This window comes from Pseudomonas sp. RIT-PI-o, from assembly GCF_001297215.1.
Taxonomy (GTDB): Bacteria; Pseudomonadota; Gammaproteobacteria; order Pseudomonadales; family Pseudomonadaceae; genus Aquipseudomonas; species Aquipseudomonas moraviensis_A.
This window is the reverse complement of sequence record NZ_LHPA01000017.1, coordinates 104,507-118,944: the sequence shown is the minus strand read 5'-3', so window position 1 is coordinate 118,944 and position 14,438 is coordinate 104,507. Positions and strand designations below refer to the sequence as shown.

12 protein-coding genes and 1 tRNA gene are annotated in these 14,438 nt (G+C 56.3%); 4 read left to right on the top strand and 9 right to left on the bottom strand.

Features of this window, described 5'->3' with window-relative positions; genetic code table 11:
• Positions 1-62 precede the first annotated feature (62 nt).
• The 9 genes from AEQ63_RS07765 to AEQ63_RS07725 form a co-directional block, all read right to left on the bottom strand.
• Positions 63-419 carry a helix-turn-helix domain-containing protein gene (locus AEQ63_RS07765; protein ID WP_064362609.1) on the bottom strand — a complete coding sequence of 119 codons (357 nt, stop codon included), beginning with the start codon at positions 417-419 and terminating at the stop codon, positions 63-65.
• Positions 419-721 carry a type II toxin-antitoxin system HigB family toxin gene (locus AEQ63_RS07760; RefSeq protein WP_064362608.1) on the bottom strand — a complete coding sequence of 101 codons (303 nt, stop codon included), beginning with the start codon at positions 719-721 and terminating at the stop codon, positions 419-421. The genes AEQ63_RS07765 and AEQ63_RS07760 overlap by 1 nt, the downstream gene beginning before the upstream one ends.
• 175 nt (positions 722-896) lie before the next feature.
• Positions 897-1,304 (bottom strand): type II toxin-antitoxin system HicB family antitoxin, encoded by a 408-nt coding sequence (locus AEQ63_RS07755; protein WP_064362606.1) that lies wholly within the window; start codon positions 1,302-1,304, stop codon positions 897-899.
• Between the two features lie 35 nt (positions 1,305-1,339).
• Positions 1,340-1,519, bottom strand: a complete 180-nt coding sequence (locus AEQ63_RS27100; protein ID WP_082367752.1) for a type II toxin-antitoxin system HicA family toxin — start codon at positions 1,517-1,519, stop codon at positions 1,340-1,342.
• A gap of 437 nt (positions 1,520-1,956) precedes the next feature.
• A tRNA-Gly gene (locus AEQ63_RS07745) sits at positions 1,957-2,030 on the bottom strand.
• 158 nt (positions 2,031-2,188) lie between these two features.
• Positions 2,189-3,073 (bottom strand): alpha/beta fold hydrolase, encoded by an 885-nt coding sequence (locus AEQ63_RS07740; protein ID WP_064362603.1) that lies wholly within the window; start codon positions 3,071-3,073, stop codon positions 2,189-2,191.
• A gap of 316 nt (positions 3,074-3,389) precedes the next feature.
• On the bottom strand, positions 3,390-4,082 hold the full coding sequence (locus AEQ63_RS07735; RefSeq protein WP_064362601.1) for a pseudouridine synthase: 693 nt from the start codon (positions 4,080-4,082) through the stop codon (positions 3,390-3,392).
• A gap of 33 nt (positions 4,083-4,115) precedes the next feature.
• Positions 4,116-4,346, bottom strand: coding sequence for a cysteine-rich CWC family protein (locus AEQ63_RS07730; protein WP_064362599.1), 231 nt, complete (start codon positions 4,344-4,346; stop codon positions 4,116-4,118).
• Positions 4,339-5,826 carry a sensor domain-containing diguanylate cyclase gene (locus tag AEQ63_RS07725; RefSeq protein ID WP_042608152.1) on the bottom strand — a complete coding sequence of 496 codons (1,488 nt, stop codon included), beginning with the start codon at positions 5,824-5,826 and terminating at the stop codon, positions 4,339-4,341. The genes AEQ63_RS07730 and AEQ63_RS07725 overlap by 8 nt, the downstream gene beginning before the upstream one ends.
• A gap of 370 nt (positions 5,827-6,196) precedes the next feature.
• Here AEQ63_RS07725 and AEQ63_RS07720 point away from each other — a divergent pair, with 370 nt between their 5' ends.
• The 4 genes from AEQ63_RS07720 (at position 6,197) to AEQ63_RS07705 (ending at position 14,432) form a co-directional block, all read left to right on the top strand.
• Positions 6,197-6,601 (top strand): hypothetical protein, encoded by a 405-nt coding sequence (locus AEQ63_RS07720; RefSeq protein WP_039760873.1) that lies wholly within the window; start codon positions 6,197-6,199, stop codon positions 6,599-6,601.
• A 196-nt stretch (positions 6,602-6,797) separates the two neighbouring features.
• A complete protein-coding gene (locus tag AEQ63_RS07715; RefSeq protein ID WP_064362597.1) occupies positions 6,798-8,042 on the top strand; it encodes a glycosyltransferase family 4 protein in 1,245 nt (414 codons plus the stop codon).
• 1 nt (position 8,043) lies between these two features.
• The gene (locus tag AEQ63_RS07710; protein ID WP_064362595.1) at positions 8,044-8,898 is read left to right on the top strand and encodes a hypothetical protein; all 855 of its coding nucleotides are present in this window, start codon (positions 8,044-8,046) and stop codon (positions 8,896-8,898) included.
• A gap of 2 nt (positions 8,899-8,900) precedes the next feature.
• Positions 8,901-14,432: a calcium-binding protein gene (locus AEQ63_RS07705; protein WP_064362593.1), complete on the top strand. Its 5,532-nt coding sequence runs from the start codon at positions 8,901-8,903 to the stop codon at positions 14,430-14,432.
• Positions 14,433-14,438 lie beyond the last annotated feature (6 nt).

The window sequence follows — 14,438 nt, the reverse complement described above, 5'->3', positions numbered from 1 at the left end:
GTTGATTTCCGAGTAAAAAGAAACCGGTCGTTGCGACCGGTTTTTCGTGCGATATATTTTCTTCAGACACTGGCGAGCAGGCATTCATAAGGAATACGCAAGCCATCGTGCAGACGTTTGATCATCGCCAGACTCAGCTTGCGTTTGCGGTTCAGCACCTCCGAAACGCGGCCACTTGTGCCAATAAAGGGCTCAAGATCCCGCGGTGTCAAACCTTGCTGATCCATACGAAATTTGATGGCTTCAATGGGATCAGAAGGCGGCATCGAAAAATGCTGCTCCTCATACTTTTCGATCAGCAGAGCGAGAATTTCCAACTCATCGCCCTCCGGCGAGTCGATTTCTGCACCCCACAGCTGTTCCATGCGCAGCAATGCTGCGCTCAGGTCTTCCGGGCTACGAATGGGTCTGATGTTCATTAAACGGTCTCCGCGTTGATCTGGTCGTATTGAGCGTGAGTCCCAACGAAGCGGATAAAGCCGAGTTGCCGTTGGTAGTCGATCGCCAGAATCACTCGATATTTATTCCCGCCGATATTGAGTACCACCCTGGCTCCCTTGAGGACGCTAGCCGTTCGCAGCTCAGCTTTAACCTCTTGCGGAGTTCGATAAATCGCCTTCTCCATGTGGCGGTACCATTCAACGAGAGGTGTCTGAGCATCAGAATAAGCTGGTGTGCTTTCCCAAAATTGTCTTAGCGTCGCTCTTGCAATTATCCGCATCCATGCCTCCTCCCGATATGGGAGATGCTAGTCGTTACTGAGTGGAGAGGCAATCTTGAATGTGCCTCTCGGACAGGCGTTCAACATTGAATTTCAAGACATGTACTGGATGCATTGGCGCAAACGTCAGACATGAAAAAACCGGCTACTGAGAGCCGGTTTTCGGTAAGAATTTTTAACCTTGCTGCAAAACTTTCAACGCCGCCGAAGCCAGAAACCCCGATCGGCTTTTCTCCTCTGGATGATGCAAGACGTATTCATCAATGCGATTGAGCAAATGCCCTGGCAGAGTGATGTTGAGCTTCTGTGCTTTGCCTAGGTATTTGACTACGTCGATATCCACTACCGCCCACGCACATCCGGCGTACTTCGGATTGGCGACATGCAGGCTCAATTTGCTGGCCGGTGGAATCGGCGCATCGTCGTCTGCCAGAATTTCGAAATGACCTTCGATCGCCTCGCGCGCCATGGCGACGGCGTCATCAAGGTCTTCGCCGGCAGAAAAACAACCGGGAAGGTCCGGCACCTCAACTCCCCAGGCGTGTTCCTCGTCGCCTATTGAAATCGCAATCGGGTAAAGCATGTTCGTGATCCTCCATGGCCATGCTGAGAACGGATTCAGAGCATGGCCTGTTGCAAAATACTGACGGCTGTTTTTTTGAGCAGATCCTTTTTCGGATGCGGCACTGTTACCAGTCCAGGTTTGGTTGGATGCTTGAAGTGATGATGGCTGCCCCGGATGCGCACCAGAAACCACCCGTCTGCCACGAGTTGTCCGATTAAAAAACGGCTATTCACAACACCTCCTTGTGGTGTGCTTGGTGGTTACTATACCTACTGAACTCCGTAGATCAATAGACTTTCCACCGTGCAGCCATTGCTGCAGTCCGGCCAGGTGGTCAATCCAGTCTAGGCCGTGCATATTTCTAGGAGAGATGGTTGTGTTGCAGTGTTTTGCCATGAGGTTTAACGCGGCAAAACGGCAGCGCATCGCTCAACCAGTCATTGCGACTGGATGAGCGAACGTGGCCGCCGCTACAACGAAGGAGGGCGACGTTGATATCGATCCTTCTCTGGATGATTTTCAGAGTCGCTGGGTTTTTTTTTGGAGCTAAATGCTTTTCCTTGGAAATCGTCTTTCACCAAATTCCAGACACAAAAAAACCGGCCATCAAGGCCGGTTTTTCTATTCCTGCATCCCCCGTCAGACAACCCAACGCGAGATCAATATTCGGTGGAGCGGGTAGAGGGAATCGAACCCTCATCTAAAGCTTGGGAAGCTTTCGTTCTACCACTAAACTATACCCGCTCAGAGCGGCTGACTTTGTACCAGACTCGGCCACGGATTTGAAGTTTTCTTTTCTTCGTCATGGCTTTGCCACGCAGAAATCGGTCGATCGCGAGCAAGTGCTGCGCCGGTGCAGTAAGGCACCTCAGGCTTGCAGCCTTGCCCGCGATGACGCGGTTTCAAATGGCCATTGCATGTTGATCCTGCACAAACGAGTAGCGCGTTCGGCTGGCTTGCGGCGCGGGTTTCAGAAAGCCGAGCAGGGCGTTCTGGCTGTCGCGGCAGGCGGCTTTGTGCTCCATGTCGAGGAAGTGCCCGGTGGCTTGCAGGGTGGTGAAGCTGCTGTGGGCGACGTGGTTGCCGAACAGTCGCGCATCCTCGGCGGCGGTGTATTCGTCCCATTCACCGTTGAGAAACAGCACCGGCACGTTGATCTTTTTCGCCGCGTTCAGATAGCACTGTCGATCGCTGTGCAGCACATCGTTGATGTGAAAGTGCATCTGCCCGTATTCATGCTCGGCGAGGCTGCTGACGTGGCGATAGTTGAAGCGCTTGAAAAGAGACGGCAGGTGTTTGCCGATGGTGTTATTGACCAGATGGCCGACCCGGTCGCCGTCGCGGCTGCCGAGGTAGTCGACGCCGCGCTCGAGGTAATCGAGCATGTGCGCATTGATCACCGGTGAAAACGAGCTGATCACGGCTTTTTCGATACGCCGGGGCTGCTGGGCGAGGGCGACCAATGTTGCCGCACCGCCCCAGGAGAAGGACAGCACGTGCTCGGCAGCAAAGTGGTCGATCAGCTCCAGAAGAATCTGCCCTTCGACTTCCTTCGTCAGATGTTTCTCATGCCGGTTGTGGGCTTTTGACCGGCCCGCGTAGGGCTGGTCGTAGCAGACCACGTTGAATTGCGGGTGCAGGTTTTTCACGGTCTGTGCAAACGACGCAGTCGTGGCCATCGAGCCGTTGACCAGGATGATGGTCTTTTCTGCGGCGTCTGCGCGATAGAACTCCGTGTAAACCCGATACTGACCCTGTATATCCAGCACAGCGATTTCTGGCCTCATGTCATAAGACTCCTGGCAAGCAAGCGGGTATGCGCGCAATCGAGATTGCACGAGCTTTGTGACAGGTAGGCATACGCCTGGAATGTGCTGGCCCATGTCGATCCGGTACGGCAGGTCGACGGGTGTTGTTATTGGCGGGCAGATTGCCGGCTGAGGCGCAGCCCCTAAGGGCAGACGACCGACAAAAAGTTTCTTGGAAGTATGTGGTGACTAATCGGTCACATTTCGGCCGACGTCCTGATTCAAGCAGGGGAGCCAGGATCACGCAAGTGCGGTTGGTAAATTGTTCGACAACTTCGGCTGAGTGGTAGCGGGCTTAGCACAAATGGATCTCTTCGGTGCGTAAAACGCGGTACTCGCCCGGTTTTAGCGCGTGGTCGAGGGCCAGTTCACCGATGGATTCGCGATGCAGGCGCAGCACTTTGTTGTTGAAGAAACCAAACATGCGCTTGACCTGATGGTAGCGGCCTTCAACGATGCTCAGCCGCGCCGAGCGTGGACCGAGCAGCTCCAGATGCGCCGGTTGCGTGGTCAGATCCTCGAAAGCGAAGTAGATGCCCTCGGCAAATTTCAGCGCGTAGCCTGCGTCGATGTCCTGCTCGGTTTCGACGTAATAGACCTTCGGCAGTCTGGTTTGCGGCTGCGTCAGTCGCCGCGACCAGGCGCCGTCGTTGGTGATCAGCATCAGCCCGGTGGTATTGAAGTCCAGACGCCCGGCGATGTGCAGCTCTTCCTTGTCCGGTTCATCGAGCAGGTCGAGCACGGTCGCATGCTGCGGATCGCGGGTGGCGCTGACGCAACCCGGCGGTTTATGCAGCATGAAATAGCGCGCCGGTTTGCCGCTTTGCAGCACCTCATCGTCGATTTCGACCCGGCTGAATTCCAGTACCTCACTGTGCGGGTCGCTGACGATTTTTCCGTCAATCCGCACGCGCTTTTCCACCAGCAACAGGCGAACCTGCTGACGGTTGTAGCGGGGCAGATTGCTGAGGAAACGGTCGACGCGCATGGTCAGAATTCAACGTAAAAAGGGTCGCGCATCTTACGGGATCGGCCGCCGGCCTGCTTGCAGTTGCGCTTCGACCTGCGCGCAGCGCGGGCACAGGCAGGCTTGATTGCGCAGCTCGAACGGCAGCGCCTCGAGCACTGCCGGATCGATGGTTACGCCGTAACACCAGCATTCGCGGTCGGCGGTGCGCGGGTCGGCGAGGCTGCAGTCGTTGCGGGCGCCACACGCAGGGCAGTGTTCGGGTTTGACGTTGAGATCAGGCATAGGTCGAGTGCGGCATTTCCATGCAGGTGCGGTTGCGCCCGGATTGCTTGGCGCGGTACATCGCATGATCGGCCCGGGACAGCAGGCTGTGCAAGGTGTCATCGCGTTGCACGGTGGTGGCGCCGATGCTCACCGTCAGATGCAGGCTGTGGCCGTCGTAGGCATATTCGTGTTGCTCGACGTGCTGACGGATTTTTTCGGCGATTTTCTGCGCGGTCTCGCCGTCGGTGTCTTTCAACAGAACGATGAATTCTTCACCGCCCCAGCGGCAGACGATATCGGCATGGCGCAGGCAACTTTGCAGATCGCGGGCGAACCCGATCAACACCTGATCGCCGGCCATGTGCCCGTAAGTATCGTTCAACGTCTTGAAGTGGTCGAGGTCAAGCAGCAAAGCGGTCAGCGGCCGGGTTTCGCGTTGAGCCTCGTGCAGTGCCTGTGCGGCAAGAATGTCGAAGCCGCGTCGATTCGGCAGTTCGGTGAGGCTGTCGAGGGTGGCATGCGCCTGAATCTTTGCCTGGAAGCGTTTGATCACCCGATTGAGCAGCGCCAGAACTATCAGCGTCACCAGCAGGCAGATCAGCAGGTTGAGATACAGCGACTGGCGGATTTCGCTCAGCGCGCCGTCCTCGCGTTTATCGACGAACAGGTACCAGTTCAACTCGGGAATAAACCGCACGTTGAGAAAATGTCCCTGGCCGTGGGTGGAGTATTCGTAACTGCCGCTGTGCGGCTTGGGCAACTGGCTGACCAGACTTTTCATGCTTTCCAGTTCGCCGAGGCCCTGGCCGATGTGCGCGCCTTCCGGGCCGCCCTCGGCACCGGTCAACACGAGGCGGCCGAAGGTGTCGACGAAGTACACGCTGCGTTGATAGCGCTGTTGATACTTGTCGATCAGCTTGATCACCGCGTCCACGGTCAGGCCCACACCCGCGGCGCCGATGAAGCGGTTGTGGTAGTCGTAGACCTTGTAGTTGATGAAGAACGTCAGGTTGTCCTTGTTGGCCAGATCCGGGTCGACGTTGATCTCGTACGGATCCCGCATGTCGCGTACGCGGAAATACCAGGCATCGCGCGGCTCTTCGATTTTGACCTGCTTGAGCACGCCTTTGGCGTGGTAGTAGGTGAGCGTGGCATTGGAAACGAAGAATGCGGTGTAGGCGCCGTAATGGGTCATGACTTCGTCGAGGTAACGGGTCATCTGCTCGGGGTTCTGTTCGCCGTTGACCACCCAGTCGCGCATGAACGTGTCGCGGGACATCATCGAAGAAATCAGGATCGGCCGGACCAGATCTTTCTGGATTTCCGAATAGACCGTGTCGGAGGTCAACGGCAGTTCGGTGTTGACGATGTTGTCGCGGATCGACGCGCGGGACGCGAAATAGCTCAACAGCGAGGTGGCGAGAAACCCGGCGCCGAGCAGGGCGACCAAGGTGAGCACCAGTGAACGTTGCGAGTACAAGGGAGAACGAAGCGGCATGGCAGATCCGTTGGCAGTGGCCCGATGGGATGCATTCTAGTGGGATGGTCGGGAAAACACTGCGGGATTTGTGCCTGAAATGGCGGGGGATATGACTCAGCGGTGTGTCAGGGAAATCGCATCCCTCTACCGGAGGCAGAGGCTGATTGTGGTGATGGCGAAATTGCTGATCGGCTCGGTATCAGTCAAATGATCGCCTCTGAAACTCATCTCCGTGAAGTAAACAGGATTTCATAATCACTTGTTTCAACTTGTTGCAGGAACGCACCAGATTCGGAAAACGCTGTCTGATTTTTCGACAGTCACAGAATTGTTGACTGTCGCCTGCCAGCGTCGCTGGTGTGGCCAACCCGCGGTCCAGGAGGCCGCCATGTATCGCCGAATCGTACTGCTTGCCGTGATGCTTTTTTCCCTTGGCGGATGCGTCCCATATTCATACGGAGACAGCTACTACAGGTCAGAGGTCTACACATCACCCGCACCAGCCTATTACAGCGGTGGCGGCTCCTATTACCGTAGCGGCGGCACCTATTACACCCAGCCGCGCTATTACCAGCCAGCGCCGCGGTACTACCAGCAACCGCGCTATTACCAGGCCCCCCGTCACTATCAACCGGCTCCGCGCTATTACGAAAGCCGTCGCTGGCACGGCAATGATCGCGGACGTTGGGACGGCCACCGTCGCGGCGGTTGGGACAACGACCACCGTGGCCGCGGCAACTACGATCGCCACAGCGGTCGCCGTGACTACAACGGCCGTGGCAACCGCTGGTAATTAACCGTAAACAAACAAGCGGCGCATCAGGCGCCGCTTTTTTTTGCCCGTCGAAAAGTCGTTTCATTCGCCTTCTCCCAAGGGATTCCCGGAAGCGTCCTACAGTTTCATTTCGTGGCATTTGTTAGCGTTTGTGGATGCCGAACGACGCGAGAGATCCTCAGCTCAATAGCGGCGAAAAATGGACGTTAGCGCTATGAAGCTTCTGGTTGTTCACCAAAATTTTCCGGGTCAGTTCCGTCATGTGGTACTGGCGGCGATGGCCCGGCATGACGAGGTTGTGGCGATAGGCCGGGACACGGCACCGGGCGTCGTCGGGGTGAAAATCTATCGCTATCGAGCGACCAGCCGAGCGCCCGGTAATACACACCCCTATCTGATTCGCTACGAACAAGCCGTGATGGATGGGCAGCGAGTTTTCGCAATCCTGAGCAGGCTGAAACGGTCGGGTTATCGACCAGACGCGATTCTCGCTCATCCCGGATGGGGAGAGACGCTGTTCGCCAAGGACGTCTATCCCGATACGCCGCTTATCCACTATTGCGAGTACTACTATCGAGCGCAGGGCGCCGATTCCGGCTTCGACCCCGAGTTTGCGCGGGCCACGGCGGAATCGTCACGGCTGCGGGTGCTCAATTCGCTGCATCTTTTGAATCTTGAACAATGTGATATCGCAATTTCGCCTACGCAGTGGCAGCGCAGCCTTTTTCCGGCCGCTTACCGGTCGGCTATTCGGGTCATTCACGAGGGTGTCATACAAGGTTCTGATAGGGCGAAAGTCGGGGCCGTCAGGTTGCCTGACGGAATCGAGCTCAGAGCCGGGCAGCCGATCGTTACCTTTGTCGCGAGAAACCTTGAGCCTTATCGCGGCTTTCACAGCTTTATGCGAGCGATCCCGCGTATTCAGGCTGAGTGCCCGGGTGCGCAAGTCATCGTGGTTGGCGGCGATAGCGTCAGTTATGGGAGTAAGCCGGTTGGGTATGCAAACTGGCGCCGCAGGATGGAGGCGGAAGTAAGTTTTGATCACTCCAGAGTGCATTTCACAGGAAAGCTTTCTTACCAGACTTACCGGGCGGTGCTGCAGTGTTCGAAAGTCCATGTCTATTTGACGTATCCGTTTGTTTTGTCGTGGTCGTTATTGGAGGCGATGGCGTCTGGTTGCGTGGTCATTGCGTCGGATACGGCCCCGGTAAAGGAAGTGATCGTTGATGGGATTAATGGAGTGCTGGTGGATTTCTTCGATCATCAAGAAATTGCCAAAAATGTATGCAAGGTTTTGACATCGGCGGGTGAGTACGATGGTCTTGCCAGCGCTGCGAAGTTGACGGCAAGTCGGTTCAGTGTGAAATCGGGCGTGAGCCAATACTTTGAGATTTTTGAAAGGGCGATGTCCGGGCATGACGATATATCAACCGTTCCGCAGTTTGATCGGGAGGGTTGAAATGTCCAGGAAGTGGCGTAAGCAGGCGATCAAGTGGTTCAAAAGGTTATTGAAGTATGGCCTGTTGGTGTATGTCTGTTACTGCGTAGCGGAATTTTATATCCAAAAAGAACAATCCGCCGAGTCGGCGGCTATTCACCAGGCAAACGAGAAAGCCTGTCAGAACAAGCTGGCGAGCATGAAGCAGGTGCCGATATTAGGCGGTGCCTATGTGGATAAGACGATGGTCCCGGAGTTTTACGTTGGCATGCCTGAAATGGTGAATAAGAAAGCTTGCCTGGCAATTGCTCTGAAGGGTTTTTTCTGGTGGACCGGCGCGGGACTGCACCGTTACCAGGATCTGCGCCTGGAGCCGATACCCAAAAGTTGGCGGCTTTATAAATTGAATGCCGGACTTTTTACCAGAAAAGAAACCACCGAGCCTCATGAGCGCGGTTATCGGCACGTCAACTGGCCGGATGAGTTGATTGTGAAATTGAAAAATTATCCGGGGCTGGAGATTTGGCTGGATGCACCTCCGCCGCACTTCAAGAATGAGGTTTCCGTTAGAACGTTTGTAATTACCGGCTGGCCGCGGCGTGATGGCACTCCTCGGCTAATTTACTGCGATGGTTTGATTCGCCCGGCTTCCGAAGAAAAGCTGACTGACGAGAAACTGGCAATGTTCAGCAGAGCTGAATTGGAAGATCTTGATTTCGGCAAGTTGAATTTTTTCTGCAATATCAATCTCGATAACTTCGACTTTGCTGGCGGGCACGGTAGCGTAGGGCTCGGACTAGCGTCATTACGCGAAGCACCTGAGATGCTCAAGTATCTCAGTGATTATCTTTCACGCTCTGTTATTACAAGGAAGTAACAATGAGTTATGTTTTTAGCGATATGGAAAAAACAGCAATTTTTTCCGCTGCCAATATTTGCAAGGGTATAAAGCTGCGTTCAGATAGAGTTCAGTACGATGCGCTGAAAATAGCAGGGGCTAGCTGCGCTCCCCTGTATCAAAAGCTATTCGATATTATTGGCGGAAAAGTCTCAGAGGTCTTCGCTGCCGATAAAGAGGTTGGAGAGGTTCTGAAAAACGCCAGGCTCTGGCTTGCCGTGGCCATCGATGCAAACGGTGGAAACGGTGCCTACTCTGCCCTGATTCGCGGTTACACCTCGCGCCAAGGCGAACTGAGGCTGAATCAAATCTTCAATGAAGATCTGATGCAGCTTTCATCCAATCAGGTCGCTGCCAATTTCATCAATACCTTGTTGGAAGGATCCCTCGCCGGTCAACTGGCGCCCTGGACCGTTCCGTCGATCAGCCAGATCGCTGAAATCGATGCCAGCGCGATTGGCGAGGCACTGTTCAAGGAGGTTTGCGGGGAGGACGATACCGCCGTGAAACGCAATGCCGGTTGGTCCGGAACGGTCGGCTTCAGCCTGTTGGGCGGTAAACCTCCCTATGAAACGTGGAGACTGATCTCTGCGGGCGAACCGGATGCGGAAGATGACGGCCCACCCATTCAGGCAAAAGCCAACCGGCTCGACGACTATAAAAACATTCTCTTCGCCATCGACTCCTACAGCGTCGGCCTGCGAGCGGCGATCAGCAATTTCGGCATCAACCCACTGCAAAGTCTGCTTTCAGTGGTGCCGGAGCAGATCAACATTGCTCTAGCCAGTGGCAGTGTGAATCCACTGATCCAGCATGTAGTGAAAGGCACACCTGTCGCCGCCGTGGTCGACCTGATATTGCGCTACGGCCAGAACGAATTTCTCGACATGTTCAAGCGCACTTACGATGGCGATTCCGCTGCTACACCCACCACCAACGAAACCTTCGCCAGCAACGCTTACGCATTCTTTTCGGCGTTTTCCCCAGAGCAGTCGCAAAGCATCGTCACCCGAACAATCGGCGAGTTTGGCAATGCGAGTGCATGGGCGAAACTGGCAGGCGAGGAGACACCGCTCGGCCTGGCGTTGCGCAACTCCTTACAGCAACTCAGCGAAGTCGTCATAGAGCGAACCGACGGTTATCCCGGCCGCAAACTTGAACTCTACGATCCGTTGACCGGCGAAGGTTTTATCACCGCGCAGTGGCTGGTGGATCGTGCGCAGATGCTGGCGCGGTTGATTGCCCGGACCCAAGGCTCGTTTGGGGAACACACGCTGCAGAAGTATTCCTACGCCGATCTCGCCTCAGGCAAACAGGCGCGGATGACCACCGGTGTGTTGAACCCGCTGGTCACGTTCGGTGATGACGATGGGCGATCTTTCGCCGGCGGCACCAATGCCGATCATCTGTATGGCGGCGTGGGAAATGACTCGATCGCCGGATTGGCGGGTAACGATGTCATTGAAGGAGGCCGCGGCAATGACTCGCTAAGCGGAGGCGATGGCAATGATGCGCTGTACGCAATGGGCGGTGATGATGTGCTGATCGGAGGTAAGGGCAACGACACTTTGATCGGAGGCGAGGGCAGTGACCGCTACGAGTTCTTCAGCGGCGATGGCATTGATGAGATTTTCGATGCCAACGCCAATGGGCAGCTGTGGATCAACGGCGCGCCGATCCCCACGCTGAAGCGCCGCACACCTTCGAGCAACATTTGGTCTACCGAGGATCAGGCAATCACCCTGACGCTCATTGAAGACACGCTCAACATCAAATACGGCCAGAGCGATCTGGTGGTGATCAAGAACTTCCAGCCCGGGATGCTTGGCATCCTACTCCCCGACCATGAGGGGCAGCCGGTCACAGTTGCAGATCTGACACTTCAGGGCGACTGGAAAGCCAAAGACGCTGATCCCACTACCCCCGGCGATCAACCCTCCTTTGATGAGCTGGGCAACGTTGTGCTGCTGCCCAAGGTAAAACAGCGCAACAAGGCCGACGTACTTTACGGTTCCGCTGCAGACGACGTTGTTCTCGGCCTGGGTGGTTCTGATCGATTGTTCGGCAAGGCTGGAGACGATCGGGTATTCGGCGACAAGCAGACGACAATCGAAAAGGCCATGGCCGACGGTGACGCCAAGGCCAAGGCAAGTCGCGGCGACTGGCTCGACGGCGGGCAGGGCGACGATTTGCTTATCGGTACGGCATCCCGAGACGTTCTGCTCGGTGGCAACGACCGGGATACCCTGATCGGCGGCGCTGGCGACGACGTTTTATCCGGAGACGAAACCACCGGTGCGCTGGAACAGGGTTGGGCGGTCAAGCGCGCTGACGTCGCCATAGCTGGCGGTGTCACCAGTCATCGAACGGTCTATTCAAAGGCCTCGATTAACAGTGCCTCCGAGGGCGGTGATGACGTGCTGTATGGGCAGGGTGGCAAGGACTTCATCAGCGGCGGCTGGGGTCAGGACCTGCTCGACGGCGGGGCTGACGACGATTTGCTCAAAGGCGAGCAAGGGAACGACACCCTGGCCGGTGGCAGCGGCGATGACACGATGCTCGGTGACAATCTCGATTGGGGCGGGGGGCTACCCAGCAAGCATCATGGCAACGATGTGCTGGACGGCGGTAGCGGTGATGACTTGCTCGCCGGTAACGGTGGCAGCGACGCGTTGTATGGCGGCCTTGGCAACGACACTTTGCAGGGTGATGACGACGTAATCGACGGCGTCAACGGTAACGCCGCAGATTTTTTTGGCGATGATCTGCTAGACGGTGGTCCCGGTGACGACAGGCTCTGGGGCGGCGGTGGCGATGATCTGATCTTCGGCGGCGAAGGTAATGACGATCTGATCGGCGATAGCCCTGACCATCCTGTTCGTTATCAGGGTAACGACTTCCTCGATGGCGGTGCGGGGGACGACACGCTGCGTGGCATGGGGGGGTCGGACACGCTGCTGGGTGGGGCAGGAGCGGATTTCCTGGATGGCGATGTGTCTGACCTGCAGCCGGGCGGAATCAACAATGACCTGCTTCAGGGCGGCGAAGGAAACGATACCTTACAGGGTGGCTTCGGTGCCGACACACTGTACGGCGGCGCGGGCGACGACATTCTTGCCGGCGATTACGAAAATAGCGCTGAAACCGAGCTGAATGCCGATTATCTGGACGGTGGCTCAGGTAACGACACGTTGCTCGGTGGCGCCGGCAACGACACGTTGCTGGGCGCAGAAGGCACGGACTACCTTCGCGGTGATTCCGGCGACAACGTGTTTGATGGCGGTCCCGGTCACGACGTGTTGGACGGGCTGGAGGGTGCTGACATTTATTATTTCGGCACTGGCGATGGCCTGGATGTTGTTACCGATTCTGGTGGCCGCAACATCATCAGGTTCGGTGCAGGGTTTTCCGCGCAAAGCCTGAAGGCCGACGTTATCGAAGTTACCGTCGGCACGGTGTTGCGACTGGCCAATGGCATGGGCGACGCGATACTCATCAAGAATCACGAGAAGTGGAAGGACTCCACATTCAGTTTCAGCGACGGCGTGGTACTGGGTTATGACGATGTCTTGCACAAAACATTGCCGCAGATGGAGGTGCCTGAGTTACCCGTACCGGAAGGTGTAACCGCCCCAGGAACCGTTGAAAGCAGAGTTGAGGACCCGCTTCAGTCAGACGATGTAACTGCTCCGAAGCCACGCCCAGTGGCATCTGTTCAAACGGTTGACTGGACCGAGGAATTCCTCGCGCAAATCAATTCAAAACGCTCCGCCCGCAGACACGCCACTGGTTTTACCCTGAATGAACAAGGGTTCTGGGTTCGCAGTCATATCACCACCAGCGACACCGGTTACACCACCCACACTGAGCTGATCGATCACAGCGTCGAAGCAGGTTCACTGTCTGAAACGCCGCAGTGGATGAAAGCTGATGGCGGGCAAGCCGTGGTCAGTGAAAGGCAGTCGAAAACCACAACGCGGGTCGAACATAAACAGGTGAAAGCTGAGGGAACAATGCCCTCCTCAAGCTTGGCGCCTCGCTATTATCGATCCGGTTCTGCCAGCGGTTTTTCATTCAATATCGGGGATGTATTGGTTGAAGACCGGCAGGAGTCCGGCGCCCTTGAAGGCTGGTACGTCTATCCGGCGGCAAGTTTCAGTTCGAGCGAAACGGTGCGCAGGGAATTCCGATGGGATATCGAAAGCACAACGATCAAAAACAAAATCGTCCAAGGCGACGACGTCGGTGGGCGAGTCAATATCGAAGTGGAGAACGTTTTTCATGGCGGTGCGGGAGATGATCTGATTGTCGCTTATGCAGGCTCCCCACTCGACTACGGCACTGTCGGTGACAGAACACCGGGCGCGTATTTATCCGCAGGGGCAGGGGACGATACCTTGCTGGGCTCCGAGGGCGCCGACTATCTGCTCAGCGGCTCAGGTGACGATTGGCTCTACGGCGAAGACGGTGCCGACACCTACATCGTCCAAGCGCACGCCGGAGCGACCACCACGATTGCGGATGTACCGAACCCGGTTTTCCACCGAGCAGAAGTTGGCGCAGCGGGGTGGAAAGACGAGTTCGGATTGATCGATCAGGACACGGTCGTTCTGCCAGCAGATGCACAGCGCGATGCACTGCACTTGAGCTGGGGTGCTGCGTTGATAGAAACCACCCATGTCGAGCCGGAGCCCAACCCAGGTCGCGCGGCTTACCGCAATCCGCCGAGGGCGAAAATGCTCCATCCGACTCTCGATATCCAATGGGGCGGGACGCAGAAAGTCCGCATCGTCTTGCCCCTCAACGGTGAACTTGAGGGGGCCGGGATTGAGCTCGTAAAGTTCGGCGATGGGTCGGTCGTAAGTGTGAAGCAACTCTTGGAATCAAGTCAGCTGAGCCCCGCGCCCGACACTTCTCATACTGGCGTCATCGTCAGCAATCCCGCGCGTTTCACTGCCTTGCGAGACGGACGAGCACTTCCCTTGGTGGGCGGTCGTGGCAACGACACGATAACCGGCGCCGGAGAGATTCGCGGCATGCAGGGTGACGACATGCTCACGGGCAGCCCCGGTGATGATCTGCTGCTGGGGGGGCCGGGCAACGACACGCTGTCCGGCGGCGCTGGAAATGATATCTACCGATACGATGGCCTCGGCAGAGATGTGATCATCAACAGCGGAGGTGGCCTGGATGGAATCGATTTTTCCGAGCGCAGGCTGACTATCGACAACCTGAAATTTCACCGTGATCGCGATGATCTGGTGATCGTGGTGGATTACGGCATGGCACCGAAAATCCGGGTTTCCAATCATTTTGCCGCAGGTGAAAGCGCTATCGGCTTCATAAGAGTCAGCCAAGGAGCAACGATTCAGGACTACACCGCAGGGCAAATTGCTGAACGTCTGCACCCGCTTTCGCCACTGAGGGATGTCGAAGACATTTTGATAAAGGGCGACGATGAAGCGCAGCGGGCGATGATGGAAATCATCCAGTTTTACGAGCTGAATGTCTGAGTCGTA